This is a genomic window from Tateyamaria omphalii, assembly GCF_001969365.1.
GTDB classification, from domain to species: Bacteria; Pseudomonadota; Alphaproteobacteria; order Rhodobacterales; family Rhodobacteraceae; genus Tateyamaria; species Tateyamaria omphalii_A.
In genome coordinates this window covers 3226409-3252962 of record NZ_CP019312.1, presented here as the reverse complement: position 1 = coordinate 3252962, position 26554 = coordinate 3226409, and the positions used below count along the sequence as shown (strand labels likewise).

Genomic DNA, 26554 nt, shown 5'->3' with positions numbered 1-26554 from the left:
AAGCCACAATCGCAATGATCGTGGCATTGGTTAAGGGTTTTCGGATGCCGGACGTATTTGACAAGATTGCGAATTGGCTGACGGACCGCGCCCTCGAAGGGGCGGACCTTGAAGAGACGGTGGAACAGTTGATCGACCGGCTGATCAAACTGGGCATACCTCTGTCCCGCTTTGTCATTGGCCGCACCATTCTGCATCCGGTGATCGGCGCCTATGACCTTACCTGGACGGCGCGCAGCAACCGGATCACCGTGACAACCATCCCGCGCGACAGGATCGTTGAGATTTCCACCGGCGCACCAACCCCGTTTGCACGGCTGGCCCTGGGGCATGACAAACACATGCGCGCCGACCTGACCAACCCGAAACACGTCGAACGCTTTGCGGTCTTTGCCCGACTTGCTGCCGAAGGTGCCACGGACTATGCCGCCTGGGGCCACCTCGTCCGCGAGGCAGTTGATTACAGCGACAGCGAATATCCCGTCGGGGCGGCCTTGTCGATTTGCACCAACCGCGTCACCGGATTCTCGGCCACCGAAATCGCAAACATCGAGAAGCTGATCAAACCTCTTTTTATACATGTCCGTATGTCGACCGAGATGTATCTGGCGCAGGTTTTGCTGGAAACCTATCTGGGCCGCGGCGCGGGCAAGAAAGTGCTGGATGGCCAAAGCGCGCGGGGTATGGGCGAAACGATCAACTGCGTTCTATTTTTCAGCGACATGCGCGGCTCGACACGGCTGTCTCAAGAACTGGCGCAGGATGATTATCTCGCGGCAGTGAATCAGTATTTCGATTGCGTCGCGGGGGCGGTGCAGGATCACGGTGGTGAAGTTCTGAAATTCGTGGGCGACGGGGTGCTCGCCATCTTTCCCATCGACGCCGACCTGCGCCCGGTCGAGGCGATGTGCACTGCGGCGCTGTCGTCTGCCCGCGACGCCTATGCGCGCGCGGCCAAGTGCCAGAACGGCCCGTCATTCGGCGTGGCCCTGCATGTGGGTGAGGTGGTGTATGGCAATGTCGGCACATCAGACCGGCTCGACTACACCGCCACTGGCCTCGCTGTCGCGGTCGCCTGCCGATGCGAGGCGCTGACGCGTACGCTCGAAACACATATCATCGGCACATCGGATTTCACTAAATCCTGCACCCAACCGGCCACCCCGCTGGGCACGCACACATTGCGCGGTCTGGACGATACGGTCGATCTGTCCGGCTATGGGCTGACCTAACGATCCCGGAACTGCGCCTCGCGCTTTTCAAGGAAGGCGGCCATGCCTTCCTTCTGGTCCTCGGTCGCGAACAGCGAATGGAACACGCGGCGTTCGAACAACAGCCCCTCACGCAGCGGCATCTCGAAGGACCGGTTCACCGCTTCCTTCACCGCCATGACCGAAATCATCGACTTCTCGGCGATTTTTTCTGCCGCTCCCATCGCCTCATCCATCAGCTTTTTGGCGGGCACCACGCGGCTGACAAGGCCGGATCGCTCGGCCTCTTCGGCGTCCATGAAACGACCCGTCAGGTTCATGTCCATCGCCTTGGCCTTGCCCACGGCGCGGGTCAGACGCTGCGTGCCGCCAATGCCGGCCATCACGCCGAGGTTGATCTCGGGCTGACCGAACTTCGCGGTATCGGACGCAATGATGAAATCACACATCATCGCCAACTCGCACCCGCCGCCCAGCGCATAGCCGGACACGGCCGCGATGACAGGCTTGCGGACGCGCACAATGGCGTCGGTCTCTGGGCCAAACAGATCCTCGGTGAATACCTCGGTAAACGACTTGTCCTTCATCATCGCGATGTCGGCACCGGCGGCAAACGCCTTTTCCGACCCGATGATGACGATGCAGCGCACCTTGTCATTGGTCTGGCAGCCAGCCATGGCATCAGACAATTCGGACAGCAATTGATCGTTCAGTGCATTCAGCGCATCCGGCCGGTTCAGTGTAACCTTTGCAATATGGTCTTCCACGTCGACGATGATCGTCTCATAGGCCATGGGTTCGCTTTCATCAGTTGCGGTTCAAGGGGTCAGGGTTAACACGGGCACGCCGCGTTTCAAGTCAAGATTGGCACGACCTGCAGTAGAAAGACGACCGCCCCGACTGCACGATCCGCACCACGTCCCTGGAACATCCGGGCGTGCGACAAGGTTCCCCTTCGCGCCCATAAACATCGAACCGATGCTGGAAATATCCAAGCTCTCCATCGGCTTGCCGGAAATCGCGCAAGCTTGATCCGCCTGCCTCGATCGCCTCTGCCAGAACATCGCGGATGATCGGGACAAGGGCACCGACGCGCCGCGGCGCGATTCTGCCGGCCTTGCGGGTGGGCGAGATACCCGCCCGATAAAGCGCCTCGCAGACATAGATATTGCCCAATCCCGCGACGATTCTCTGATCCAGCAGCGCGGATTTGACCGGCGTGTTCTTGCCGTCAAAGGCGGCGATCAGGTGATCTTCGTTGAATGCATTGCCCAAGGGCTCCGGCCCCAGCACCGCCAACAGCTTGTGCTGGTCTGCCGTCGCCGTCTCCATCAAGTCCATCGCCCCAAAGCGCCGCGGATCATTGAAGGTGATGCGCGCCCCGTTGTCCATGTGCAGCACCACATGGTCATGTTTTTCGGGCATCGGATGCTCATGCACGAACTGCCCCAGTGGATCACCCGAGACAAGCATCCGCCCTGACATGCCCAGGTGGATCAACAACGTCTCGCCCGACGCCAGATCCGCCAAGATATATTTCGACCGCCGCCGCAGCCCCAGCACCTGCTGCCCGCTCAACCGCTCCGCCATACCAGCAGGAAACGGCCACCGCAGATCGGGCCGGTTCACATCCGCCTGGGCAATCACGGCGCCCTCCATCGTGGGGGCAAGGCCCCGACGGACGGTCTCAACTTCGGGCAGTTCGGGCATGGAAGGCAGACTCCTGCGACGAAAGGGTCACGTTGTGTATGCCCACCAGCGGCCTATAACAAGGCCTGAGAAAACAGAAAGACGCCCCCGCCCATGACCGACGACAAGACCACGCATTTCGGGTTTGAAACCGTCCCAGAGGACGAAAAGGCCGGGCGCGTGCGGGGTGTGTTCGGCTCGGTCGCCTCCAAATACGACATTATGAACGACGTGATGAGTGTCGGCATCCACCGCATCTGGAAAGAAGCGATGATGGATTGGCTGGCGCCCCGCGCAGGTCAACAGCTGCTCGATGTGGCGGGCGGCACCGGCGACATCTCGTTCAAGTTCCTCAAACGCGCGGGCCATGGCCACGCCACCGTGCTGGACCTGACCGAGCCGATGCTGGTCGAGGGGCGCAAACGGGCCGAGGCAGCGGCGATGCAGGACAGCCTCGACTGGGTGGTCGGCGACGCGATGGCCCTGCCCTTCGACGACAACACCTTTGATGTCTACACGATCAGCTTTGGCATCCGGAACGTGACCCGTCCGCAGGAGGCACTGAACGAGGCGTTCCGCGTGCTCAAGCCCGGTGGCCGCCTGATGGTGCTGGAATTCAGCCAGCTGCCGAATGACGGCATGCAAAAACTCTATGACCTTTACAGCTTCAACGTGATCCCGCGCATGGGCCAGATGATCGCCGGGGACCGCGACAGCTACCAGTACCTAGTCGAAAGCATCCGCAAATTCCCCGATCAGGACACGTTCCTGTCCATGGTCCGCGCCGCCGGGTTCGAGAATGCGAAGTACCGCAACCTGTCGATGGGCATCGCCTGCCTGCATTCCGGGTGGAAAATCTGATGATTTTTCAATATATTGTGGTTAAGAGTGCGTTAAGCGCAAGTGTCCCTGCGGGAACACTGCAGAATTGTCCGTTTGTCCCCGCGGGGACAACCCCATGAAGGGCCCCCACAACATCATCCGCCTGATCCGCACCGGCGCCACGCTGGAACGGGCCGGCGCGATGAACGTCGTCCTCGACGCGTTCGAGGCCCCGCCAGCGCTGCGCTTCGTCGCCAAGGCGCTCGCGAAACCCTTCCGCTGGCTGGGGTACAAGGGTGATCCCACCATGCCCCCTGCCATCCGCGCGATCACAGCGCTGGGCCCCGCCTACATCAAGTTCGGCCAGATCCTGTCGACCCGCCCCGATGTCGTCGGTGACGAACTCGCGGTGCAGCTGCGCGTGCTCCAAGACAAGCTGCCCCCGTTTTCCGTCGATCAGGCAAAGGCCGAGGTCGAGCGCGAATTGGGCATGCCCACGGACGCGCTGTTCTCTGAATTCAGCGAACCCGTCGCCGCTGCCTCCATCGCGCAGGTTCACAAGGCCAAGCTGGCCCAAGAGGACAAGTTCGTCGCCGTCAAGGTCCTGCGCCCCGGTGTCGAGAAGGCGTTCCAGAAGGACATCGACGCCTTCTATTTTGCCGCCTCGATTGTCGAGCTGTTCGCCCCCAGTGCGCGCCGGCTCAGACCCGTTGATGTCATCAAACACTTCGACGGCGTTGTGCAGGGTGAGCTGGACCTGCGCCTAGAATCCTCTGCCGCCGGTGAATTTGCCGCCAACACGGAAAAGGACGAGGGGTTCAAACTGCCCAAGATCAGGTGGGAATTCTCAGGCCGCCGCGTGATGACCCTCGAATGGGCCGACGGCGTGCCGATGGGCGACAACATTGCCATCGACACAGCGGGACACGATCGCGTCGACCTCAGCGAACGGGTACTCAGGCTGTTCCTGCTGCACGCTTTGCGCGACGGGTATTTCCACGCCGACATGCACCAGGGCAACCTCAAGGTGGCGGCCAATGGCGACATCATCGCCTACGATTTCGGGATCATGGGGCATATCGACGAATACACCCGCCGCGTCTATGCCGAGATCCTTTTCGGCTTCATCCGCAAGGATTTCAAGCGCGTGGCCGAGGTCCATTTCGAGGCAGGCTATGTGCCCGCCGACAAGGATGTCGATGAGTTTGCCCGCGCTCTGCGCGCCGTGGGCGAGCCGATCTTTGGCATGGACGCTTCCAAAATCTCGATGGCGCGGCTGCTGGCCTACCTCTTCGAAGTCACCGAACGGTTCGGTATGGAAACCCGGACCGAGCTGATCCTGCTGCAACGCACCATGGTCGTGGTCGAAGGGGTCGCGCGCTCGCTTAACCCCAACATCAACATCTGGCAGGTCGCGTCACCCGTCGTCACCGACTACATCCAGAAATCCATCGGCCCCCGCGCCGTGGTCAACGACCTTTACAAGACGGCGCGCGTTCTCACCCGCTTCGGTCCGCGCCTGCCCCGGCTCGTTGAGCAGGCCCTGATCGCGCAGTCCAACCCACAGCCGCCGAAACGCAACGGATTCTGGCGGTGGATCACACTGGCTGGCGTCATTGGGCTTCTGGCCGGGGGCGGCCTCACGCTCCTCATCGAAGTACTGGCTTAGTCTTCTTCTGACCGGAAATACCACGGGGTCTGGGGCAGAGCCCCAGTCAACGCCAGCCTCAAGCCATCCGTTCAATCGCCAACGCAATCCCCTGACCACCCCCGATGCACATGGTGATAAGCGCCTTTGACCCGCCGATGCGCTCCAGCTCGTACAAGGCCTTCACAGTGATGATGGCACCGGTCGCCCCAACCGGATGGCCAAGCGCAATGGCACCACCGTTGGGGTTTACGCGCGCCGGATCAAGGCCCAGGTCGTTGGAAACAGCGAGCGCTTGCGCGGCAAAGGCCTCGTTCGATTCGATCACGTCGAAATCGCTGGGCGACAAACCGGTGCGATCCAGCAGATTGCGCACCGCAGGGATCGGGCCGATGCCCATTACCTCTGGCCGGACGCCCGCGTGGGCGTAGCCAAGCACGCGCGCCTTCGGTTTTAGACCGGCCTTTTCGGCTGCATCTGCCGTGGCTAGAACAACAGCGGCTGCGCCGTCATTGATGCCCGAGGCGTTGCCTGCCGTGACCGATCCGTCCTTTTGGAACACAGGGCGCAGCCCACCAAGCGCGTCCATGTTGGTGGCCTTGGGGTGCTCATCCACCTCGAACGCGACGACGTCGCGCTTCACCTTTACCTCGACCGGCGTGATCTGGCTGGCGAAACGCCCGGCGGCGATGGCGGCGGCAGCACGCTCTTGGCTTTGCATTGCAAAGCGGTCCTGGTCCTCGCGTGTGATCTGGTGCTCGGCGGCGACATTCTCGGCCGTGATACCCATATGGCCGGTGCCGAAGGGGCAGTTCAACGCGCCCAGCATCATGTCGAGTGTCTTGACGTCGCCCATCTTTGCCCCCCAACGCTGCGAGGGGATGATGAAGGGCGAGCGCGACATGTTCTCCGCCCCGCCAGCCAGGCCAAACTCCGCATCGCCCAGCATTAGAGACTGAATCACGCTCACAATCGCCTGCACGCCAGAGCCGCACAAACGGTTCACGTTCATGGCCGGGGTCGTGTCGGGCACGCCTGCCTGCATCGCGGCGACGCGGGACAGATACATGTCGCGGGGTTCGGTATTGATCACATGGCCAAAGGCAACATGCCCGATCTGGCCGCCCTCGACCCCGGACCGTTCTAGCGCTGCCTTGGCGGCGGTGGTACCGAGGTCGATGGGTGTAGTCCCGGCCAGCGATCCGCCGAATGTGCCTATGGCGGTGCGGGCGCCGTCCAGAATGACGATGTCTTGGGTCATGGTGTCTCCTCCGTTTGGGACTGATATGACAACGGGTTGCGGTCATGTCACCCCGTGCTTGACTTCGACGTGACGGCATTGGCATCACTCCGGTATGACGGAGAATGATGACGCTATATTGTCGCTGCTGCCCACGCGCCTGAAAGAGGCGCGGCGGGCACAGGGCCTTTCGCTGGATGCAGTGGCGAAATTGTCCGGCGTGTCCCGGTCGATGGTCAGCCAGATCGAGCGGGGCGAATCCTCGCCCACCATCGCGACGCTGTGGAACCTGACGCGGGCGCTTCAGGTGGATTTTGCCGGCTTGCTGGACGACGGCGCCGCCGAACAGATTGAGGTGCTGCGCACCGCTGACGTGCCCAGCATCGAAAACCGCGGCGCGGGCTGTACCATTCGCATTCTCAGCCCGCCGGAAGAGGCGGGGCGGCACGAGGTGTACGAGTTGCGGTTCAACGAAGGCGGCGTGCTGGACAGCCAGCCACACGCCCGCGGCGCGCGCGAGCATCTGACCGTGATTGATGGCAAATTGAAGGTCACGAGCGGAGGTGCCACCGAGAAAGTGGGGCAGGGCGACACGGCCCGCTATGCTGCCGATGTCCCGCACCGGATCGAGGCGGACCGCCCTGCGCGTGCGTTCCTTGTGGTGCAGGACGCCTGAGCAAAAATCCGCTGTAACGGATTTTTGTCCGTAATTATGAAATCCACTCTACCGGAATACTGTCCGATATGTTAGATGCCTCTGCAAAGGAGCATCGACATGACCCACGCCTTTCTGACCCATGTGACCGACACGCTTGCCCAGATCGAGAGCGACGGGATGTTGAAACGCGAGCGCGAGATCACGTCGCCCCAAGCAGGTCAGATCGAGGTGGGCGGGCGCGCGGTTTTGAACCTGTGCGCGAACAACTACCTCGGCCTTGCTGACCATCCTGACCTGATTGAAGCGGCTAAAAATGCAATGGATACCAAGGGGTTCGGCATGGCGTCGGTCCGGTTCATCTGCGGCACGCAGGATCTGCATCGCGATTTAGAGCAACGTTTGGCGCGGTTCTTGGGCAAGGACGATGCCATTCTGTTTGCCGCCTGTTTCGATGCCAATGGTGGGCTGTTCGAGCCGCTTTTAGGGCCTGAGGATGCGATCATTTCGGACGCGCTGAACCACGCGTCGATCATTGACGGCATTCGGCTCTGCAAGGCCAAGCGCTATCGCTATGCCAACAACGATATGGACAGCCTGGAAAAGCAGTTGCGCGCGGCCAAGGCGGATGGCGCGCGGCATATCATGGTTGCGACCGACGGTGTGTTTTCCATGGATGGCTATTTGGCGAAGCTGCCCGACATCACTGATCTTGCACGGAATTTCGGTGCGCTTGTGATGGTGGATGATTGTCACGCCACGGGTTTCATGGGGCCGAAAGGGGCAGGAACGCCTGCGCATTTCGGTGTCGATGTGGATATCCTGACCGGCACCCTGGGCAAGGCGCTGGGCGGGTCCATCGGGGGGTACATTGCCGGGCCGCAGCCGGTGATTGATCTGCTGCGCCAGCGGGCGCGGCCCTACCTCTTTTCGAATTCGTTGCCGCCGTCGATTGTCGCGGCTGGGATCGAGGCGATCCGGCTGGTTGAGGAGGGTGACACGCTGCGGGCGCAGTTGTCGGGCAATGCGGATTACTGGCGTAAGGGACTGGAATCGCTTGGGTTTGAGCTGTTGCCTGGTGAGCATCCGATCATTCCCGTTATGCTGGGCGAGGCGCAGTTGGCGCAGGATATGGCGGCGCGGTTGTTTGACGAGGGCGTCTATGTTTCCGGCTTTTTCTTTCCTGTCGTGCCGCGCGGGCAGGCGCGGATCCGGACGCAGATGAATGCGGCGTTGACGCGTGATGATCTGGATCGCGGGCTTGCCGCGTTCGAGGTCGCGGGCAAGGTGGTGGGGGTGATCTGATGCGTAACACGATGATTGCGCTGGAGAAAACGCACGCGCGCGAGGGGCTGTGGCAGGTCGAGGCACCAGTGCCGGAGATTGGTCCCGATGATGTGCTGATCCGGGTGAAGAAGACCGGGATATGCGGAACGGATGTTCACATCTGGAATTGGGATGAATGGGCGGCAAACACCGTGCCGACGCCGCTGATTACCGGGCATGAGTTCGCCGGAGAGATTGTTGAATTGGGGCGTAACGTCAAGGACTTGGCACTTGGTCAGCGCTGCTCTGGAGAGGGGCATTTGATCGGCACAACCTCGCGTCAGAGCAGGGCGGGTAAGTTTCACCTGGACCCGGCGACGCGGGGGATCGGAGTGAATGAGCAGGGGGCGTTTGCCGAGTATGTGCGCCTGCCTGCGTTTAACGTGGTGCCGCTGCCGGATGAGATTTCGGATGATATCGGGGCGATTTTGGATCCGTTAGGGAATGCGGTTCACACCGCCTTGTCCTTTGATCTGATTGGGGAAGATGTGCTGGTCACAGGTGCTGGCCCGATCGGGATCATGGCGGCGGCTGTGGCCCGGCATGCGGGGGCGCGGCATGTGGTGATCACGGATGTGAATCCGGACCGTTTGGCCCTCGCCACTCGTGTGGCTGATGTGGTTCCTGTGAATGTGGCGGAGCGGGAGCTGTCTGAAATCATTGGACAACTTGGGATGCTTCAGGGATTTGACGTGGGGCTGGAGATGTCGGGAAATCAGGCTGCACTTGACCAGATGGTCGAGGCGATGACGATGGGTGGGCGCATTGCGATGCTTGGGATTCCGCCCGGTAAAAGCCCGGTGGATTGGAGCCGGATTGTGTTCAAGGCCATTACGATCAAGGGCGTTTACGGGCGCGAGATATTCGAGACCTGGTACAAGATGATTGCGATGTTGCAGAATGGGCTGGATGTGTCCGGGTTGATCACGCACCGGTTCCCGGCGGCGGAGTTCGAGGCCGGGTTTGCGGCGATGATGTCGGGGGCGTCAGGGAAGGTTGTGCTGGATTGGACCTGAGCGGCGTAGGCTGCGTTAACCGGGGGATTTGCGTGGGATCTGGGACCGTTATCTGGCGCGGTTTTGGGTGGAATTGCGCATTTTGGGGGGTAGCTGGCTGAAGCCCGCCCTACCGCGATGACAGAGCGCTTTGGGTTTGGTGGGGTGAAACCCCGCCTTACGGTTCGAGGGGGTGGCGGCCCTGGTTGGTGAGGGTCCAAGCCTTGCCCCCGTCGAACACCGCTGCCGTCAGCAGATGATCATAGCCTGCGGCGGTGTCGAGGTTGACGCGGTTGCCGTAATGCGTGGCGGCCCTGACGGGCGTGTGTCCATGCACGATCAGCTTGGGGTGCGGGCCGGTGTGGTCGTGGAACTCGTTCCGGATCCAGAGCAGGTCTTCTTCCCGCTGGTCCTTGATCGGGATGCCGGGGCGGATGCCTGCGTGGACGAACATCAGATCGCCTGTGACGTGCATCAGACGCAGGTCGCGCAGGAAGCGGAGGTGGGACGTGGGCACCGCCGCGCGGGCGTCGGCCTGCACGTCCTGTTCACGGCGCTGGCCGCTGGCATCGACGCCGTAGGACGCGAGCGTCGTGTTGCCACCGAGCCGCTCATGAAGCCAGTACAGTTCCACCATCATGTGCGGGTCGTGCCGGATCGGGTCGGCCATGAACCATTCGAACATGCGGTCGTGATTGCCCTTGAGGAATGTCCAGTTGCGGCCCGCGTCCCGCCCGTCGACCAGGGTGTCAAGCACGGCGCGGCTGTCGGGGCCCCGGTCGGTGTAGTCGCCCAGAAAGACGATATGCGTGTCGGGCCCACCGTCGGCTTCGATCAGGGACAGAGCGTGGTCAAGCCGGGCCTTTTGCCCGTGGATGTCGCCGATGGCGTAGATGGGATTTTGCATGGGGGCCTTCGGACAGGGCGGACGACACGTCCGCCTTACGATGATTTTGCCGTGCTGTGAACCTTAGCGGTCGAGGGCGACGGTCACGCCCAACCCGACGAGGATTGAGCCGCCCAGCGCTTTGGCGCGAGCCGTTACCTGACCCGTACGGGCCAGCAGGCGCGACATGCGGTGGGCGAGTGCCACGCACATGAAGTCGGCACTTGAAAACAGGATGTTGACCACCGTGCCGAGGATCAGGAGCTGCGCCCAGACGGGGAAGGCTGCGGTGGGATCCGAGAATTGCGGCAGGAAGGCCACGAAGAACAGCGCCGTTTTCGGATTCAGCACCTCGACCAGCATGCTTTGCCGAAAGGCGAGGACGGGGTCGCGGCTGCCTTGGGGTGTGGCGTTGATACGGGCGTTGCGGGTGCGGACCATCTGAATGCCCAGCCAGATCAGATAGGCGGCGCCGATCAGTTTGAGGGCCACGTAAAGCGGCGGGACCAGTTCGAACAGGAGCGCGAGGCCGAAGGCAGCGGCAAACACGTGGACATAGCCGCCGATATGCAGTCCAAGCGCTGCCATCAGCCCGCCGCGCACGCCCCGCGCCAGCGTTTGCGCGGTGGCATAGAACATGCCGGGGCCGGGGATATAGGCAAAGATCGCGGTGGCGATGATGAAGGCGAGAAGTGTGTCTAAACCGGGCATTTGCACACTTTAGACGCTGGGCGGCGTCATGCAAGCGTGTCGGCTTTGAACCGGGCGATCCATGTGGCGCTGATGTCGTCGGACAGTTTTGCCACAGCCGGGCGCGGTGGGGCGCCCGGTGGCAGGCCGAGATAGGACAGGGTTTGCGCCAATGTGCTGGACGGGTCCGCAGACAGGTTGTCGTAGTCGAGCCGCAGGGGCGTGAGGTTCTGGGACGTGAACCACGTTTCCCATTCGGCGTCGTAGATTTGGAGAGTTGCGACCTCTTGCGCGATGGCCACGGGGTCGTAGTGCGGGTCTTGCGCTGGGGCGGTGCGTTCCAGTTCGGATCCATCGGCGTTGCGGTGCCAGAGGCCAGATTGCCTGGCCCGAACGAGGGAAACGGCTTGGGCCACTTTGTCGGCGCGGTGCAAATAGATGTAGTGTGTGGGACCGAATTGGGCGGTGATTGCGTCGGCATCCGTGGCTGCATCGGGGTGCAAATCGCGCAATTGGCCGAAGAAGAACGGAGCGCTGTGGCGTTGCAGGCGCAAGCCGAAGATGTCTGTGCCGCCGCGTCCCTTGCGGGTGGCTTCGGTGAAGATGTCCGCGCGCGATGTGTCCGGGGCGAGGTCGAGACCCGCGCGCCAGTCGGCCAGTGACGGTTTGTGGAAATAGGATTTTGGATGCCCTGCCACGCCGCTGTCCCGCAGCATCGCGCACATGAGTGTGCTGCCGCTCCGCGGGCTGGTACATAGCATATAGGCTGTGGGAGGTGGCATGGGCGTTCCGTTATTGGTCGCCCATGCGTTTAGGTCAGTTCGGTGACAATCGTAAGGCGGAGGTGTCCTCCGCCCTCGTCCCTTTAGGCGACGTCGAATTCCAGCGGTTTGACCTGGGTGAACTGCCCGGTGCCTTCGAGCGTGTTCAGCACATCCGCCGGGATCGGGTCGTCCACATAGAGAAGCGCGATAGCTTCGCCGCCCACTTCGGCCCGGCCCAGCGTAAAGTTCGCGATGTTCACGCCGTTCTTGCCCATCGTGTTGCCCAACAGGCCGATGATGCCGGGCACATCCTCGTTCGTGGTGTAGAGCATGTTGGCCCCGATCTCGGCGTCGATGTTGATGCCCTTGATCTGGATGAAGCGCGGTTTGCCGTCGCTGAACACCGTGCCCGCGACGGAGCGTTCGCGTTTGTCGGTGACGACGGTGACTTTGATGTACCCTTCGAAAGCGCCGGACTGGTCCTGGTTCGTGGTCGAGATCTGGATGCCGCGTTCTTTCGCGATGACAGGGGCGGAAACCATGTTCACGTCCGGATTGGCGCGCTTCATGATGCCCGCGACCACGCCGCAGTTGAGCGCGTCGAGGTTCATGTCCGACACGACCCCGTCATAGAGGATGTTGATCGCCTTGATCGGCTCGTCCGTCATCTGGCCGATGAAGCTGCCCAGGTGACCGGCGAGTTTGACCCACGGGCCCATGACCTTCGCCTCCTCCGCCGTGACAGACGGCATGTTCAGTGCGTTTTCGACGGCCCCTGTGAGCAGGTAGTTGGCCATCTGCTCAGCCACTTGCAGGGCGACGTTTTCCTGCGCTTCGGTTGTGGCGGCACCGAGGTGGGGTGTGACGACGACGTTGGGCAGGTTGAAGAGCGCGTTTTCCTTGGCGGGTTCTTCGGCGAAGACATCGAAAGCTGCGCCTGCGACGTGGCCGGATTTGAGCGCTTCGGCCAACGCGTCTTCGTCCACGAGGCCGCCGCGGGCGCAGTTGATGATCCGCACGCCGGGTTTCATCATTGCGATGCGTTCGGCGGTGATCATGTTGGCCGTCTGCTCGGTCTTGGGCACGTGCAGGGTGATGAAGTCGGCGCGTTTGATCAGGTCGTCCAGTTCGACCTTTTCGACGCCCATCTTGTCGGCTTTTTCCTCGCCCAGGAAGGGATCGTAGGCGAGGACCTTCATTTTCAGGCCGCGGGCGCGGTCGCAGACAATGCCGCCGATGTTGCCTGCGCCGATGACGCCGAGCGTTTTGCCCGTCAGTTCCGTGCCCATGAACTTGGATTTTTCCCATTTGCCTGCGTGGGTGGAAGAACTGGCTTCGGGGATTTGGCGGGCGACGGCGAACATCATGGCGATGGCGTGTTCGGCGGTCGTGATCATGTTGCCGAAGGGCGTGTTCATGACGATCACGCCCTTTTTGCTGGCCGCGTCCTTGTCGATATTGTCGGTGCCGATGCCGGCGCGGCCGATGACCTTGAGATTGTCGGCGTGTTTCAGGATCGTCGGTGTCACCTTGGTCGCGGAGCGGATGGCGAGGCCGTCATATTGGCCGATGACTTCTGCCAGCTTGTCCTTGTCCTTGCCGAGGTCGGGCTCGAAGTCGACCTCGATCCCGCGGTCGCGGAAGATCTGAACGGCGGCGTCGGAGAGTTTGTCGGAGATGAGTACTTTGGGCATTCTTGGTGTCCTTGGGCGGGTGGTGCGCAGTGAATGCGCTCCCTACGGGTTGGGGTAGGGTGTGCCTTTACGGCGCACCGATCATGCGTTGATTGCGGTCTCGAACGCGTGGGCGAGCCAGGGCAGCATCGCTTGGATGTCTGCCGTTTCCACTGTCCCGCCGCACCAGATGCGCAGGCCCGGAGGGGCGTCGCGGTAGGCGCCGATGTCGAGGGCGACGTTTTCGTCCGCCAGCCGTTTGGCGATGGCCTTGGCAAAGGCGGCGCCGTCAGTGATGCGGTCGTCGGTGAACTTGAGGCAGACGGACGTCGTGGACCGTGTGGCCGGCTCAACGGCGAGGTTGTCGATCCAGTCGTGCTGGTCGCAGAAGTCGAACACCGCTTGGGCGTTGGCGTCGGCGCGGGCGATCAGCCCTTGCAGGCCGCCCACTTCGCGTGCCCATGCAAGCGAGAACAGGTAATCCTCGACCGCGAGCATGGAGGGCGTGTTGATGGTTGCCCCTTCGAAGATGCCGTCGATCAGCTTGCCGCCCTTGGTCAGGCGGAAGATTTTGGGGAGCGGCCATGGGGGCGTGTAGCTTTCCAGCCGTTCCACGGCGCGGGGGCTGAGGATCAGCATGCCGTGGGCTGCTTCGCCGCCCAGCACCTTTTGCCAGCTGAATGTCGTCACATCGAGCTTGTCCCAGGGCAGGTCCATGGCGAAGGCGGCGGAGGTGGCGTCGCAGAGTGTGAGGCCAGCGCGGTCCGCCGGGATCGCGTCGCCGTTCGGCATCCGCACGCCGGAGGTCGTGCCGTTCCAGGTGAAGCAGACGTCATGGTCGTAGTTCAGGGCAGACATGTCCACGATATGCCCGTAGTCGGCGGTGTGAACGGTGTGTTCGATTTTCAGCTGCTTGGCCACGTCGGTGACCCAGCCCGTGCCGAAGGATTCCCAAGCGACCATCTCGGCGTGGCGTTCGCCCAGCAGCGACCACATCGCCATCTCATAGGCGCCGGTGTCGGAGGCGGGGACGATGCCAATCTTGTAGTCCGCGGGGACGCCGAGGATTTGCCGCGTCTCTTCGATTGCTTGCTTGAGCTTGGCTTTGCCCTCGGCGGCGCGGTGCGAGCGGCCAAGGGGCGCGTCGGCGAGTGCGGTGAGTGCATGAGTGGGGGGTTTGGCGCAGGGGCCAGAGGAAAAACGCGGGTTTGCCGGCCGCGTGACCGGAGCAGTAGTAGCCATCTGATGTTATCCTTACAGATATGCGCCCTTCGTTGGGGAAGGGTGTCCCACCGCCGCGTTTATGGGGGTCTGCGGGGTGGTGCAACCGGGAATCCGGGGCTATAGCGCCGCTTGACCATTTATTTGCGACATCTGCGTCGCGTATCGGAAACGGATATCCATGTTTGTTTGTACCTTGTTAACTGACCCTGCCAATCCGTCGCTGGAACCTGCGCTGATCGACAATCTGCGCAATGCGTGGGGTGGCGGGGATGTGCAGTGGTTGGCCGTGGATGAAGCGGCGGCGTTTTCTTTGGAGACTGTGCCTGACAACCGTTGGGAAGTTTGGGCGGATGTGCAGAAGCTGGGTGTGGATCTGGTGATTCTGCCCATGGCGGGCCGTCGTAAGAAGATGCTTCTGGCCGACATGGACAGCACCATGATCCAGCAGGAGTGCATTGATGAGCTGGCTGATGTCGCGGGCGTCGGTGACCGGGTGAAGGACATTACCGCGCGGGCCATGAACGGCGAGCTGGATTTCGAGGCCGCCATTCGTGAGCGCGTTGGGCTTTTGAAGGATTTGCCAGAAAGTGTCATCGGCGATGTGCTGGCCACGCGGATCACCATGATGCCGGGCGGGTCCACCGTGCTCGCGACGATGAAGGCACATGGGGCCTATGCTGCGCTGGTGTCTGGTGGTTTCACCGCGTTTACGTCCGCTGTGGCCGCGCATCTGGGGTTCGATGAGAATCGGGCGAACACCCTGTTGGCTGAGGATGGGGTGCTGACAGGCGACGTGGGCGTGCCGATCCTGGGGCAGCAGGCCAAGGTGGATGCGCTTGAAGAAATTACCGCTCGGCTTGGAATTACCGAGGCCGACGTGCTGGCTGTGGGCGATGGGGCCAATGATCTGGGTATGTTGGACCGCGCCGGGATGGGCGTGGCCTTGCACGCCAAGCCTGCCGTTGCCGCGCAATGTGATGTGCGGGTGAATTTTGGGGATTTGACGGCGCTCTTGTATCTGCAGGGCTATGCGCGGTCTGAGTTTGTGAGCGCATAAGGGGGCTCTGCCCCCGGCGCTGTGCGCCTCCCCCGTGGTATTTTTGGTCAGAAGAAACGGGTTGCGCTTGCTCTGTTACAGCAGTGCGGGAGCAGCGCGCATGTGGCCCGTTTCGAGCCCGTCCCAGTTTTTGATCGGGCTTGCGGTGTAGGCCAGTGCTTCGGGGTGGTTGGGGTCGAGTGCGCCGAGCCGGACGAGGATTTGCGCGATGGCACATTCTGCCGCGCGGGTGGCGCCGTCGGTGATTTTGAGAGCCACGCCCATGCGCTGTTCGGGCAGGATGGCGATAAAGAACCCTTCGGCCCCTGTTTTCAGTGCGATCTTGCCGCCGCCGGCGCGCATGAGCCTTGTGCAGGCGCGCCCCTCGCCTGCGACGAGATCGGGGTGGGCGGCCATGGCGTGACGCAGGTGCCCTTCGGCGCTGTCGGCGTCTGCGCTTGCGAAATGGGCCATGGCGCGGGCCATGCCGTTTAGCGTGCAGGCGAAGTTCGGGGCCGAGCAGCCGTCGATGCCGAACCCGGGGGAGGTTTCATTCGTGGTCCGTTCAAATGCGTCAAGGCAGGCGCGTTGCACCGGGTGGTCGGGATCGACGTAGTCGGGCCCCGCGCCAAGGTGTTTGGCCAGTGTGAGGAAGCCTGTGTGTTTGCCGGAGCAGTTGTTGTGGATCCGGCAGGGTGTTTCGTTTGCGCGGATCATGGCATCGCGCAGGTCTGGGTCCCGCGATTCCTGAGGGCCGCATCTGAAGTCGTCATCGCCCTTGCCGATGGCATTGAGCCATGCGCCGACCTTGTCGATATGGATGGGCGCACCCTGGTGCGAGGCGCAGGCGAGGGCCAGATGTTCGGGTGTGAGGTTGTGCGCGTGGGCGGCGCCACTTTCGATCAAGGGGAGGGCCTGGATCATTTTTGAGGAGGAGCGGGGCAGGACCAGGGTGTCGGGCGTACCCCAGGCTTCGACGATCTGGCCTGTGTCGTCGCAGACCACTGCGTGACCCTGATGTGCGCTTTCAAGGAAGGGGCCGCGCCAGATTTCGGCCAGGGTTGCGGCGCCATGTGCCGGATGTGTCATCTTTTGCCTCACAACTTGGCGATTTCCTGCCAATTCATCTTTCCTGCGTCGCGCCTTTCGCGCTAATGTGCCACTTGTCGAGAAGAAAGACCGCTCTTGCAAGAGAATGCGCTGAAAATGGCGCACCCGGGGACGGTTCAGGTATTGAGGTTTCGAACAGCTTGGAGGCTGTGGCTATGGCATTTACGAAGACAATGATTGGGCTGGTCGGCGCACTTTCGCTTATGGCAGGGGTCGGCATTGCGCAGGAGCAAAGCACGAACCGAGTGGCGGCCAAGACGGACTGGAGCGTGTTTGTCGAGGATAATCCGACCGAGTGCTGGGGTGTTGCGACGCCCAAGGAAGTGGTCAACACCCGCGAGGGCCGCGTTGTGGCGGCGACCCGTGGCCAGATCTTGCTGATGGTGTTTTACCGCCCGAGTGCGGATGCCAAGGGGCAGGTGGCCTTTACTGGCGGCTATCCGTTCCGGTCGGGATCGACGGTCAACGTCAACATCGGCGGCAACGAGTTTGAGTTGTTCACCGAGGGCGAATGGGCCTGGCCAGCGACACCGGCGGATGACGCCAAGATCGTCACCGCCATGAAGCGTGGCGCCGACGCCGTTGTGACCGGCATTTCGAGCCGTGGGACGACGACGAAGGATACGTTCTCGCTACTTGGCTTTACGGCGGCGGTCGAGGATGCCGAGGCGCGCTGCGGCGGGTAACGCTGCCGTCAAGGCAAATCACGAGGGTGAGAGGGGCTGTGCAGCGGTGCACGGCCCTTTTGTGTATTCGGGCAGTTTGGAACTCTATGGTTCCTTATTAGGTGAAGTGGCGTCACACACCGAAAAGGAGATCATCATGGTCACCACGACAGTTCACACGCTCGACACCGCCCCTGACGCGTCAAAACCGCTTTTGGAAAACTCGATCAAGGCCTTTGGCCGGTTGCCCAGCCTGCATGGCGTGATGGCGGAGAGCCCCGGCCTGCTGGAAGGCTATCAACACCTGCACCGGCTTGCCATCAGCGGCACCGCCTTTACCCCCGAAGAGCGCACGGTGGTCTGGATGACCATCAACGTCGCCAACGCGTGCCACTACTGTGTCCCTGCCCACACGGGCATCGCGAAGATGGAGAAGATTGACGACGGTATCGTCAATGCGCTGCGGGATGAGACGCCCCTGCCTGCAAAGCTGGAGGCGCTTCGCACCTTCACCCTGGCCATGCGTGATACCCATGGGCGTCCAGGCGCCGACGCCATCGCCGCGTTTGAAGCGGCGGGATATGGCGAGCGTGCAATTTTGGATACTGTTTTGATTTATGCGCAGAAGGTGATGTCGAACTTTACCAATGCGCTGTTCGAAACGCCGACCGACGCGGCCTTTGCCCCGTTTGCATGGGAGCCGAAATCGGGCGTTGCTGCTGAGTGATGGGCTGGACTGGGGCGCTGCCCCAGACCCCGAAGTATTTTTAGCCAGAAGAAAGGGCAGTGGTATCATACCGCTGCCCTTTTTCTGTTCGGGCGAATCCTTTTGATTGCTGCAGCTTTTCCTATATAGGGGCGCATCACCCCATGGATGGATAGACCGATGGCTGATGCGCCGATCACGCAGGATGTTTTGACGATTACCCGAAAGCTGCCGGAGGGGCCCGTGAACCTTGTCGGGTTGACCCGTCCGCAATTGCGCGACGTGCTGATTGCCCATGGCACGCCGGAGAAGCAGGCCAAGATGCGCGTGGGGCAGATCTGGCAGTGGATTTACCAGTGGGGGGTGCGTGACTTTGAGGTCATGACGAACCTGTCGAAAGTCTATCGTGCCGAGCTGGCCGAGACGTTCGTGATCGAAATCCCGGAGGTCGTGTCGAAGCAGGTGAGTGTGGATGGCACCCGTAAGTGGCTGGTCCGCATCGCGGGCGGGCATGAGGTCGAGGTTGTCTACATCCCCGAAGAGGATCGGGGGACGCTGTGTGTCTCGAGCCAGGTAGGCTGCACGCTGACCTGTTCGTTTTGCCACACCGGCACCCAGAAGCTGGTGCGCAACCTGACGGCGGCGGAGATTGTCGGGCAGGTGATGATGGCCCGCGATGATCTGGAGGAGTGGCCGGTGCCCGGTGCGCCGAAGGATGAGACGCGGCTTTTGTCGAATATCGTGCTGATGGGGATGGGCGAGCCGCTTTATAATTTCGAGAACGTGCGCGATGCGATGAAGATCTGCATGGACGAGGAGGGCATTCAGCTCAGCCGTCGGCGGATCACCTTGAGCACCTCGGGCGTTGTGCCAGAGATTGAGCGGACAGCGAATGAGATTGGGTGTCAGTTGGCCGTGTCCTTCCATGCCACCACGGATGAGGTGCGCAATAAGCTGGTGCCTATCAACAAGCGGTGGAACATTGAAGCGCTTCTGGAGGCGTTGAAAGCCTATCCGCGGGGGCGGAATTCGGAGCGGATCACGTTTGAATACGTGATGCTGGACGGTGTAAACGATACCGATGCCGATGCGCATCGGTTGGTGGCGCTGCTGGAGGGCATTCCGGCCAAGGTGAACTTGATCCCCTTCAACGAATGGCCCGGTGCGCCCTACAAGCGGTCGTCGAACAATCGCATTCGCGCCTTTGCCAACATTATCTATCAGGCCGGTTATGCCAGCCCGATCCGCACGCCGCGGGGTGAGGACATTCTGGCCGCCTGTGGCCAGTTGAAGTCGGCGACCGAACGCGCGCGGAAGAGCCGCAAGGAGATTGCGGCGGAGGCGGGCCTGCAGTGACCTTTGAGGTCATGACGGACGTGCGGTGCTTTGACTTTGACCGGATCGTATCGGCCATTCAGGACAGCTATTGGGGGCAAGGGCGTAGCGATGCGGACATTCGCCTCGCATTTGCCGGCTCCGCCGTGGTCGGCGTGTTCGAGGACGGACAGCAGGTCGCAGTGGCGCGGGCGACCACCGATACGGTGTTTTACGCCTATATCTTTGATCTGATCGTTTTTGAGTCGCATCGCGGGCGTGGACTGGCGCGCGTGCTTATGGATGCTTTGTTTGCGCATCCGAAGCTGAAAGAGGTGTCTGGCTGGATGCTGTCGACCCGCGACGCGCATGGGTTGTACACCCAATACGGTTTTGCGCCCGTCGAGCCGGGTCGGACGATGTGGATGCGCCGCACTTAGGGTTCGTTCCCGCCCAGCGGGTATTGTTCGCGAAATCGTCACAATCTTTTCTCGTTTGCGCACCAATGGCGCCTTGGTGCGCGGGCATTACACGCTCAGGGAAAAGGAAATGGAGTGATGAATATGTCCGTGTTTTTTGGAAATGATCCATTTATCGAAGCACAGGTTTTGGATCTGGTGAACCGGGAACGCAGCCATGCGCTGTCGCGTCGCGAGTGGAAACATCGTTTGGCCGGTTATGGCTATTCGATCCGCGAAACGACACGGGGCGACGTTGTCGAGACGCTGCCGCACCGGGTGGCTGTATGCGTTCTGCCCGCCAAGCTATCGGCCTGAAGAGGCGCTATCTGCTGGGTTTGGTGGCCTGACGGGCGGCCATGCCTTGTTGGAGCCCATCGAGAAAGGCCAGCATTACGGGCGTCATGGCCGATGCAGGTGGGGCAGTTTGTGCAGTGTTTGTCGCCGCGACCGTATGGGATTTGCCCGGTCGTGACAGGCCCACAAAGACCAGACCAAGACCGGAAAAGCCGCCGCCAATGATAAGGCAGGCCGTGATCGGATCGGTTTGTGTCAAAAGATATAGAAACAGTGCCGCGGTCAGAAAGCCGACCCCGGCCAAAAAGCATACGCCGCTCAAACCCCCGAGCGCTGCGCGCTGGGCGGTCCGAGCAACGTTATGTTTGATCTGCGCCAGCATTACGCGCGGCGTGTGGCCAGCAGGCCAATCAGGAAGCCGACGCTTGCTGCGATCCCCACAGCCATGGCGGGTTGTTGGCGAATGGCCTCTTCGGTTTTGGCATATCCATCTTCGGCGGCAGTGCGCGCCGATGCGCCCATTTCCTGCGCGCGTAATTGGGCCAATGTGGCCTGATCTGCGGCGGTTTGTTTGACCTTGTCCGCCATCCCTGCGGCGTTCGCCTTGGCGCCTTCTGCCCTTTGCGAGGCCATATCACCCATCAGGGCGGTCAGCGCTGCGATGTCGGATTTGATGACTTCAATCTGTGCTGTCACGTCGGACGTGTCAGTCTTGCCGTTCTTGACCTGTGCCATGGCACCCTCCGTTTCGGTGCGTATTCAACTGGACAACGGGTGAGGCGCCTATGGGTTCCGAAATTATCTGCCCGGCACCTCGCCGCGTTTGCCCGTGGGGCCCCAGGTGTTGATCACCTCAATGGCTTCCTGCGCGCTGTCGACGAAGCGGAACAGGTCCAGATCGTCGGCCGAGATTGTGCCGGCGTCTGACAGCGCGTCCCAGTTGATGATCTTTTCCCAGAACGCCTTGCCGAACAGCAGGAAGGGTACGCGTTCCATCCGGCCCGTCTGGATCAGGGTCAGCGATTCGAACAGTTCGTCCAATGTGCCGAAGCCGCCAGGGAAAACGCAGATGGCCCGGGCGCGCATGAGGAAATGCATCTTGCGGATCGCAAAGTAGTGGAAGTTGAAGCACAGGTCGGGTGTGACATAGGCGTTGGGGGCCTGTTCGAACGGCAGCACGATGTTGAGCCCGATGGAGTGCCCCCCGGCATCGACGGCGCCGCGGTTGCCCGCCTCCATCACGCCGGGGCCGCCGCCGGTGACGATCACATTCTCGGTGCCGCCCGTTTCCATCGACCTGAGCGTCATGAGACGCGAGAACTCGCGCGCTTCGTCGTAGAAGGACGACAGGTCAGCCAGGGTTTGGGTGCGTGCCTCGCCCTTGTTTTCCGGGTCGGGGATGCGGGCGCCGCCGAAGAGGACAATCGTACTTTCGATGCCCTGTACATTCATCATCATCTCGGGCTTGAGCAATTCGAGCTGCAGACGCACGGGGCGCAGTTCTTCGCGGCACAGGAATTCGTCGTCTGCAAAGGCGAGACCGTAGGCCGGTGACCGCGTTTGCGGGGTGTCGGGCAGGCCCTCGGCCGCTTTGCGGTCGGTATAGGCATCGCGGAACGGGCTGCGGTGATCGTCTTTCATAACAAACTCTCCTGTCGGACCCTACAGGCCTAGCGCGCTGGGCGGGCATTGCCCAGATATGATTGCAAGGCCCCGCCGATTGTTGTCTAAGCGCCGCGATCAATGAGGGGAGAGACCGATGTCCAACGCACAGCTTGAAACTGCCATCGAAGCCGCGTGGGAGGCTCGGGACACCATCACCCCCGCGACCACGGGCGAGACGCGCGAGGCGATCGAAGACACGCTGAATGCCCTGGACAGCGGTAGCCTGCGCGTGGCCGAGCGGCAGGACAGCGGCGACTGGCATGTAAACCAGTGGGCAAAAAAGGCTGTGCTGCTGGGGTTCCGCATCAAGGACATGGAACAGCAGGATGGCGGCCCGCAGGGCGGCGGCTGGTGGGACAAGGTCGACAGCAAGTTCAAGGGCTGGGGCGACAATCAGTGGAAGACGGCGGGCTTTCGTGCCGTGCCGAACTGCGTCGTGCGTAAGTCGGCGTTCATCGCGCCGGGTGTTGTTCTGATGCCATCCTTTGTGAACCTCGGCGCCTACGTGGATGAGGGGACCATGGTCGATACATGGGCCACTGTTGGATCCTGTGCGCAGATCGGCAAGAACGTACACCTGTCGGGCGGTGTGGGCATCGGCGGTGTGCTGGAGCCGATGCAGGCCGGTCCGACCATTATCGAAGACAATTGCTTTATCGGCGCGCGGTCCGAGGTGGTCGAGGGCTGCATCGTGCGCGAAGGCTCGGTTCTCGGAATGGGCGTGTTCATCGGCCAGTCGACCAAGATTGTGGACCGCGAGACGGGTGAGATCATGTATGGCGAGGTGCCCAGCGGGTCCGTCGTTGTCGCCGGATCGATGCCGTCGAAGAACGGTGTGAACCTCTATTGCGCCGTCATCGTGAAGCGCGTGGACGAGCGCACCCGGTCCAAGACGTCGATCAACGAGCTGCTCCGCGACTGATTGGAACCAAGCGTTCAGGTCATATGTTGTCCCTGCATGTTGGCACATTGGAGATGAGCTATGACTGGACTGGGTTGGTTTGCGGCGATCATCGTTGGCGCTTTGGCCGGTTGGATTGCTGAAAAGATCATGAAGACGGATCATTCGCTGCTGTTGAATATCCTGTTGGGTATTCTGGGTGCGGTGGTGTTCAACGCGATTTTGACCTTTGTTTTCGGCGCGACACTCGGTGGATGGATTGGACAGTTGGTCGCTGGTATTGTCGGGGCCTGTATTCTGATCACGCTGGGCCGTGCCGTGCGCAGCGCCTGACGCTTTCGCCGCCAAGTCAATTGGGATAGGGCTGTTGCAATTCAACTGCGGCGGCCCTTTTTCATGTCTGACACCAAGAAGTCCAAATCGAAGCCCGCGTCGCGGCAACAGGTGTTTACCCTGATGGTCCAGATCGGGCGCAAGGCTGGCGATGGATTGCCAGATGGGGCGACGGGGGCTGCGTTGATGTGTTTTGCCAGCGGTGTGGACGAGGCCGAGGCGGTGCGCGAGACGGTGGCCCTGCTGAAACAAGCAGACACTGCGCCGCTGGACGTGACCGGCTATGGCACGCTGGATGAGCGGTTGGCCGAGGGGCACGAGATCGAAGGCGAGGAGCGCGCGTTGATGCAGCGTGCGCTGGACGAGAACGCGGTGATCGTGGCGCAGGTCACGCCGTTTTTCGACAAGGATTAGGGTCTGCTTACGCCTTGCGAAAGGCGATAAGCAGGGCGGTGTCCCGGGCATGATCGCCGGTCGCGGCGGGGCCATAGATTGCAACTTCGGTGGTTGTCAGATCGTCGATAGCAGTCTCTAACCGGGTCAATTCTGCATCAAATCCTGATGTGGCGTAGTGTTGGGCGTTCACCGAAATCACGATCCGACCGGCGGACCTGACCGCTGCCAAAAGGGGTGCGATCCCGTCCGGTCCCACATGTCCGTTTGTGAAAGTGCCCGAGCTGACCGCCCCTTGGTACGGGCCGTCGGGTGTGGCTAGGCCATTCAGGATGTTTTCAACGCGGGTGGCGCGGTAGATGCCCTTGGCGCGTGCCACTTCAAGCATGTCGGCGGAGATGTCGGTGCCGTCGATATTCTCGATCCCGCGGGCTTGGAGTGCAGCGCCGCAAAGGCCGGTGCCAGCGCCCACATCGAGCACCGGGCCGAACCCGCCGATGTTCACGAAATGCCGGGCCACCTGTTCGGGCAGGATATAGTCACTGTTGCGGGCGAAATCGCTGTCATAGGTGCCCGCCCATGCCGCGTAGAGCCGTTTGGAATCGTCCGGCGTTTCGAGGGCGTAGGCGGCGTCGAGGGAGGGATCCTTGGTCATGCGGGGATTAGGCGATGACGCCCCGCGCTTGGCAAGGGGCTTGTACGTTTACGCCCGGCGCGCCACCTATGGGCCATGACCAAAACACTTCTTTCATTTGGCCACGGCTATTCGGCCAAGGCGTTGTCGGCGCTGCTGATTCCGCAAGGCTGGCGTGTGATCGGCACGACGCGCAGCGCCGACAAGGCCGAGGCTTTGCGGGCCACGGGTGTGGAGCCGCTGATCTTTCCCGGCGATGACGTAGATGCCGCGATGGACGCGGCGACGCATGTGCTGATTTCGGCCGGACCCGATGCCGATGGCGATCCTGTTCTGCGCGCGGTTGGTGACCAGATCCGGGCGCGTGCCGGGCGGTTTGACTGGGTCGGCTATTTGTCGACCACCGGCGTTTATGGCGATCATGGGGGCGGTTGGGTGGACGAGGAAACACCCCTTGTTCCATCGACCAGGCGCGGACAGTGGCGCAGGGACGCCGAGGCCGCTTGGGCCGCGATCCCAGACCTGCCGCTGCATATCTTTCGGTTGGCGGGGATTTATGGGCCGGGACGCGGCCCTTTTGCCAAGGTGCGTGCCGGCACGGCGCGGCGCATCATCAAGCCGAACCAGGTGTTTTCGCGTATCCATGTTGAGGATATTGCGCAGGTGTTGGCGGCCTCCATCGCGCGGCCTGCGCCCGGCACGGCCTATAACGTCTGTGACAATGACCCGGCCCCGCCGGAAGACGTGATCGAGCACGCGGCGCATTTGCTGGGCCTGCCGATCCCGCCCGCCGAAGATTTCGAGACGGCGGAGATGACGCCGATGGCGCGCAGTTTCTATGCCGAAAGCAAGCGGGTGCGGAATAATCGGATCAAGGACGCGTTGGGGGTGGAGTTGATCTATCCCAGCTACAAGGAAGGGCTTGCGGCGTTGCTGCGGCACCCGGAATGACCCTTGATGATGAGCGCACGCTCAATAACCTGCTGGATGCGCTGAACGAGGCGGGCGAGGGTGACGACGTATCCGTTCAGGATATCTTGGACGAGATTGGCGAGCGGTCGATCATGCCGGTGGTCCTGGCTGTGTCGATCCTGCTGGTGTCACCCTTGTCCGGTATTCCGGGGATGCCGACCTTGTCCGCGATCATTTTGCTGCTGCTGGTGGGGCAGGCGCTGGTCGGGCGCAAGCATTTGTGGCTGCCTGGGGTGTTGAGCAGGCGGCGATTGGCCCGGTCGAAATTACACAGGGCGACGTCTTGGCTGCGCCGCCCGGCCACGTGGTTTGACCGGCATTCCCATCCGAGGCTGCGGTTTCTGGCCTTGAATCCGTTGCGGCAGGTCACGCTGCTCATGTGCATGGCGATTCCCCTGACGTGGCCGTTTCTCGAGCTTTTGCCCTTCGTGACGTCCTTTGGTGCGGGGGCTGTCGCGCTTCTGTCCTTTGGCTTGCTGACGCGGGACGGGTATTTTTTGATCGCGGGGTATGTCGTGACCTTTGGCATTGCGGGCGTGGTTCTGACGGTGGTTCAGGCGGCGACCTGACGGGGCCAGAGCCGGTTGAGCAGCGCGCCGGTGATCCCGAACACCACCAGCAGCCCGAGCGCCGTTGCGACGTTGATGCCGTAGAACGTCGCCCGCTCCGCCCATTCCATGGAGTTGAGGAAGGGGTAGGGCAGGCCGCTTGTGACATCCCCCACCGGCTTGCTGTTGAACCGCTGCACAAAGAGTTCGGCCCAGGCGATGTACGCCCCGATAATGGCCAGCAAAGGCAGCGCGGCCCGCCAGACCCGGCGGAAGACGGCCCCGATAAACAGCGCGTCAATGATTTGCAGTGCGGGGCCAAGCGCGTGCAGGTAGTATTCCAGCCACCAGACGATCGGATTGCCCCCGTTCACCAGCGACGGGTCCGTGAGGTAAAGCCGCCAGTACAGGAACACGACCATCACGTTCAGGACAGCGGCGCACATGGCCGTAACCTCGTGCCTGCGCGTGATCCGATGTTCGCTGAGCGCGAGCATCCGGCTGGCAGCGTAGAAGGACAGGAACAGCGCCCAAATCGTCAGGTAGCGGAAAGGCCCGCCCGGCCCGGTCCATAGGCCGCCGATCATCTGGTAAAGGCAATAACCCGCTGCCAGAAGGAACACGAACCAGCGGTAGGTCAGGACGGGGCGGCTGTGGATGTCCATGGTTTTGGCCTTTGGATATGTGACCCTAACATTG

Annotated in this window: 31 protein-coding genes; 17 read left to right on the top strand and 14 right to left on the bottom strand. The window is 61.8% G+C overall.

Translation table 11 applies throughout. The features are described 5' to 3' along the window. The first annotated feature begins 44 nt into the window (after positions 1 to 44). Positions 45 to 1232 carry an adenylate/guanylate cyclase domain-containing protein gene (locus BWR18_RS16330; protein WP_172839398.1) on the top strand — a complete coding sequence of 396 codons (1188 nt, stop codon included), beginning with the start codon at positions 45 to 47 and terminating at the stop codon, positions 1230 to 1232. Here the strand turns inward: BWR18_RS16330 and BWR18_RS16325 are convergent. Both BWR18_RS16325 and mutM read right to left on the bottom strand, forming a co-directional pair. Beyond that, positions 1229 to 2005 carry an enoyl-CoA hydratase gene (locus tag BWR18_RS16325; RefSeq protein WP_076629503.1) on the bottom strand — a complete coding sequence of 259 codons (777 nt, stop codon included), beginning with the start codon at positions 2003 to 2005 and terminating at the stop codon, positions 1229 to 1231. The two genes, BWR18_RS16330 and BWR18_RS16325, sit on opposite strands and share 4 nt — an antisense overlap. A gap of 64 nt (positions 2006 to 2069) precedes the next feature. Continuing rightward, positions 2070 to 2921, bottom strand: coding sequence for a bifunctional DNA-formamidopyrimidine glycosylase/DNA-(apurinic or apyrimidinic site) lyase (mutM, locus tag BWR18_RS16320; protein ID WP_076629502.1), 852 nt, complete (start codon positions 2919 to 2921; stop codon positions 2070 to 2072). A gap of 93 nt (positions 2922 to 3014) precedes the next feature. Between mutM and ubiE the strand changes: the two genes are divergently transcribed. Both ubiE and ubiB read left to right on the top strand, forming a co-directional pair. After that, positions 3015 to 3761, top strand: a complete 747-nt coding sequence (ubiE, locus tag BWR18_RS16315; RefSeq protein ID WP_076629501.1) for a bifunctional demethylmenaquinone methyltransferase/2-methoxy-6-polyprenyl-1,4-benzoquinol methylase UbiE — start codon at positions 3015 to 3017, stop codon at positions 3759 to 3761. A 97-nt stretch (positions 3762 to 3858) separates the two neighbouring features. Next, a complete protein-coding gene (gene ubiB, locus BWR18_RS16310; RefSeq protein WP_076629500.1) occupies positions 3859 to 5391 on the top strand; it encodes a 2-polyprenylphenol 6-hydroxylase in 1533 nt (510 codons plus the stop codon). Positions 5392 to 5449: 58 nt separating this feature from the next. On the opposite strand, the gene BWR18_RS16305 is transcribed toward ubiB, so the two are convergent. Further along, a complete protein-coding gene (locus BWR18_RS16305) occupies positions 5450 to 6631 on the bottom strand; it encodes an acetyl-CoA C-acyltransferase family protein (RefSeq protein WP_076629499.1) in 1182 nt (393 codons plus the stop codon). Between the two features lie 94 nt (positions 6632 to 6725). On the opposite strand from BWR18_RS16305, the gene BWR18_RS16300 reads away from it, so the two are divergent. The 3 genes from BWR18_RS16300 to tdh all read left to right on the top strand — a co-directional run bounded on the left by BWR18_RS16300 (position 6726) and on the right by tdh (position 9607). After that, a complete protein-coding gene (locus BWR18_RS16300) occupies positions 6726 to 7286 on the top strand; it encodes a helix-turn-helix domain-containing protein (protein ID WP_076629498.1) in 561 nt (186 codons plus the stop codon). Between the two features lie 99 nt (positions 7287 to 7385). Then, on the top strand, positions 7386 to 8570 hold the full coding sequence (locus BWR18_RS16295; RefSeq protein ID WP_076629497.1) for a glycine C-acetyltransferase: 1185 nt from the start codon (positions 7386 to 7388) through the stop codon (positions 8568 to 8570). 11 nt (positions 8571 to 8581) lie between these two features. Further along, a complete protein-coding gene (gene tdh / locus BWR18_RS16290; protein ID WP_216637330.1) occupies positions 8582 to 9607 on the top strand; it encodes an L-threonine 3-dehydrogenase in 1026 nt (341 codons plus the stop codon). Between the two features lie 157 nt (positions 9608 to 9764). Here the strand turns inward: tdh and BWR18_RS16285 are convergent, their stop codons facing one another. From BWR18_RS16285 to BWR18_RS16265, 5 genes are all read right to left on the bottom strand, one after another. Next, on the bottom strand, positions 9765 to 10493 hold the full coding sequence (locus BWR18_RS16285) for a metallophosphoesterase family protein (RefSeq protein ID WP_076629495.1): 729 nt from the start codon (positions 10491 to 10493) through the stop codon (positions 9765 to 9767). 63 nt (positions 10494 to 10556) lie between these two features. Continuing rightward, positions 10557 to 11183 (bottom strand): LysE family translocator, encoded by a 627-nt coding sequence (locus BWR18_RS16280; protein ID WP_076629494.1) that lies wholly within the window; start codon positions 11181 to 11183, stop codon positions 10557 to 10559. 26 nt (positions 11184 to 11209) lie between these two features. After that, the gene (locus BWR18_RS16275; protein WP_076629493.1) at positions 11210 to 11944 is read right to left on the bottom strand and encodes a Stf0 family sulfotransferase; all 735 of its coding nucleotides are present in this window, start codon (positions 11942 to 11944) and stop codon (positions 11210 to 11212) included. Positions 11945 to 12027: 83 nt separating this feature from the next. Further along, positions 12028 to 13620, bottom strand: a complete 1593-nt coding sequence (gene serA / locus BWR18_RS16270) for a phosphoglycerate dehydrogenase (protein WP_076629492.1) — start codon at positions 13618 to 13620, stop codon at positions 12028 to 12030. An 81-nt stretch (positions 13621 to 13701) separates the two neighbouring features. Beyond that, positions 13702 to 14841: a phosphoserine transaminase gene (locus tag BWR18_RS16265; RefSeq protein ID WP_076629491.1), complete on the bottom strand. Its 1140-nt coding sequence runs from the start codon at positions 14839 to 14841 to the stop codon at positions 13702 to 13704. Between the two features lie 160 nt (positions 14842 to 15001). Here BWR18_RS16265 and serB point away from each other — a divergent pair, with 160 nt between their 5' ends. After that, on the top strand, positions 15002 to 15880 hold the full coding sequence (serB, locus tag BWR18_RS16260) for a phosphoserine phosphatase SerB (RefSeq protein ID WP_076629490.1): 879 nt from the start codon (positions 15002 to 15004) through the stop codon (positions 15878 to 15880). A 75-nt stretch (positions 15881 to 15955) separates the two neighbouring features. On the opposite strand, the gene BWR18_RS16255 is transcribed toward serB, so the two are convergent. Then, the gene (locus BWR18_RS16255; protein ID WP_076629489.1) at positions 15956 to 16948 is read right to left on the bottom strand and encodes an asparaginase; all 993 of its coding nucleotides are present in this window, start codon (positions 16946 to 16948) and stop codon (positions 15956 to 15958) included. Positions 16949 to 17124: 176 nt separating this feature from the next. On the opposite strand from BWR18_RS16255, the gene BWR18_RS16250 reads away from it, so the two are divergent. The 5 genes from BWR18_RS16250 (at position 17125) to BWR18_RS16230 (ending at position 20430) form a co-directional block, all read left to right on the top strand. After that, entirely contained in the window at positions 17125 to 17655 is a 531-nt protein-coding gene (locus tag BWR18_RS16250; RefSeq protein WP_076629488.1) for an invasion associated locus B family protein, read from the top strand. 136 nt (positions 17656 to 17791) lie between these two features. After that, a complete protein-coding gene (locus BWR18_RS16245) occupies positions 17792 to 18361 on the top strand; it encodes a carboxymuconolactone decarboxylase family protein (RefSeq protein ID WP_076630372.1) in 570 nt (189 codons plus the stop codon). Positions 18362 to 18520: 159 nt separating this feature from the next. Beyond that, entirely contained in the window at positions 18521 to 19696 is a 1176-nt protein-coding gene (gene rlmN / locus BWR18_RS16240; RefSeq protein ID WP_076630371.1) for a 23S rRNA (adenine(2503)-C(2))-methyltransferase RlmN, read from the top strand. Beyond that, the gene (locus BWR18_RS16235; RefSeq protein WP_076629487.1) at positions 19693 to 20094 is read left to right on the top strand and encodes a GNAT family N-acetyltransferase; all 402 of its coding nucleotides are present in this window, start codon (positions 19693 to 19695) and stop codon (positions 20092 to 20094) included. Before rlmN ends, BWR18_RS16235 begins: the two co-directional genes overlap by 4 nt. A gap of 123 nt (positions 20095 to 20217) precedes the next feature. Beyond that, positions 20218 to 20430 (top strand): hypothetical protein, encoded by a 213-nt coding sequence (locus tag BWR18_RS16230; RefSeq protein ID WP_076630370.1) that lies wholly within the window; start codon positions 20218 to 20220, stop codon positions 20428 to 20430. Between the two features lie 7 nt (positions 20431 to 20437). On the opposite strand, the gene BWR18_RS16225 is transcribed toward BWR18_RS16230, so the two are convergent. The 3 genes from BWR18_RS16225 to BWR18_RS16215 all read right to left on the bottom strand — a co-directional run bounded on the left by BWR18_RS16225 (position 20438) and on the right by BWR18_RS16215 (position 22050). Next, the gene (locus BWR18_RS16225; protein WP_172839397.1) at positions 20438 to 20668 is read right to left on the bottom strand and encodes a hypothetical protein; all 231 of its coding nucleotides are present in this window, start codon (positions 20666 to 20668) and stop codon (positions 20438 to 20440) included. Between the two features lie 122 nt (positions 20669 to 20790). Further along, entirely contained in the window at positions 20791 to 21144 is a 354-nt protein-coding gene (locus BWR18_RS16220) for a DUF883 family protein (protein ID WP_076629485.1), read from the bottom strand. 63 nt (positions 21145 to 21207) lie between these two features. Further along, the gene (locus tag BWR18_RS16215; RefSeq protein ID WP_076629484.1) at positions 21208 to 22050 is read right to left on the bottom strand and encodes a TIGR00730 family Rossman fold protein; all 843 of its coding nucleotides are present in this window, start codon (positions 22048 to 22050) and stop codon (positions 21208 to 21210) included. 118 nt (positions 22051 to 22168) lie between these two features. Here BWR18_RS16215 and dapD point away from each other — a divergent pair, with 118 nt between their 5' ends. From dapD to BWR18_RS16200, 3 genes are all read left to right on the top strand, one after another. Continuing rightward, positions 22169 to 22996 (top strand): 2,3,4,5-tetrahydropyridine-2,6-dicarboxylate N-succinyltransferase, encoded by an 828-nt coding sequence (gene dapD, locus BWR18_RS16210; protein WP_076629483.1) that lies wholly within the window; start codon positions 22169 to 22171, stop codon positions 22994 to 22996. A gap of 60 nt (positions 22997 to 23056) precedes the next feature. Continuing rightward, positions 23057 to 23308 (top strand): GlsB/YeaQ/YmgE family stress response membrane protein, encoded by a 252-nt coding sequence (locus BWR18_RS16205; RefSeq protein WP_076629482.1) that lies wholly within the window; start codon positions 23057 to 23059, stop codon positions 23306 to 23308. A 63-nt stretch (positions 23309 to 23371) separates the two neighbouring features. Then, on the top strand, positions 23372 to 23722 hold the full coding sequence (locus tag BWR18_RS16200; protein ID WP_076629481.1) for a hypothetical protein: 351 nt from the start codon (positions 23372 to 23374) through the stop codon (positions 23720 to 23722). 7 nt (positions 23723 to 23729) lie between these two features. Here the strand turns inward: BWR18_RS16200 and BWR18_RS16195 are convergent, their stop codons facing one another. Continuing rightward, the gene (locus tag BWR18_RS16195) at positions 23730 to 24356 is read right to left on the bottom strand and encodes a class I SAM-dependent DNA methyltransferase (RefSeq protein ID WP_076629480.1); all 627 of its coding nucleotides are present in this window, start codon (positions 24354 to 24356) and stop codon (positions 23730 to 23732) included. A gap of 75 nt (positions 24357 to 24431) precedes the next feature. Between BWR18_RS16195 and BWR18_RS16190 the strand changes: the two genes are divergently transcribed. Both BWR18_RS16190 and BWR18_RS16185 read left to right on the top strand, forming a co-directional pair. Beyond that, on the top strand, positions 24432 to 25286 hold the full coding sequence (locus BWR18_RS16190) for an SDR family oxidoreductase (protein WP_076629479.1): 855 nt from the start codon (positions 24432 to 24434) through the stop codon (positions 25284 to 25286). Then, the gene (locus BWR18_RS16185; protein ID WP_076629478.1) at positions 25283 to 25876 is read left to right on the top strand and encodes an exopolysaccharide biosynthesis protein; all 594 of its coding nucleotides are present in this window, start codon (positions 25283 to 25285) and stop codon (positions 25874 to 25876) included. Before BWR18_RS16190 ends, BWR18_RS16185 begins: the two co-directional genes overlap by 4 nt. Here BWR18_RS16185 and BWR18_RS16180 read toward each other — a convergent pair. Continuing rightward, the gene (locus BWR18_RS16180; RefSeq protein ID WP_076629476.1) at positions 25861 to 26520 is read right to left on the bottom strand and encodes a hypothetical protein; all 660 of its coding nucleotides are present in this window, start codon (positions 26518 to 26520) and stop codon (positions 25861 to 25863) included. The two genes, BWR18_RS16185 and BWR18_RS16180, sit on opposite strands and share 16 nt — an antisense overlap. Positions 26521 to 26554 lie beyond the last annotated feature (34 nt).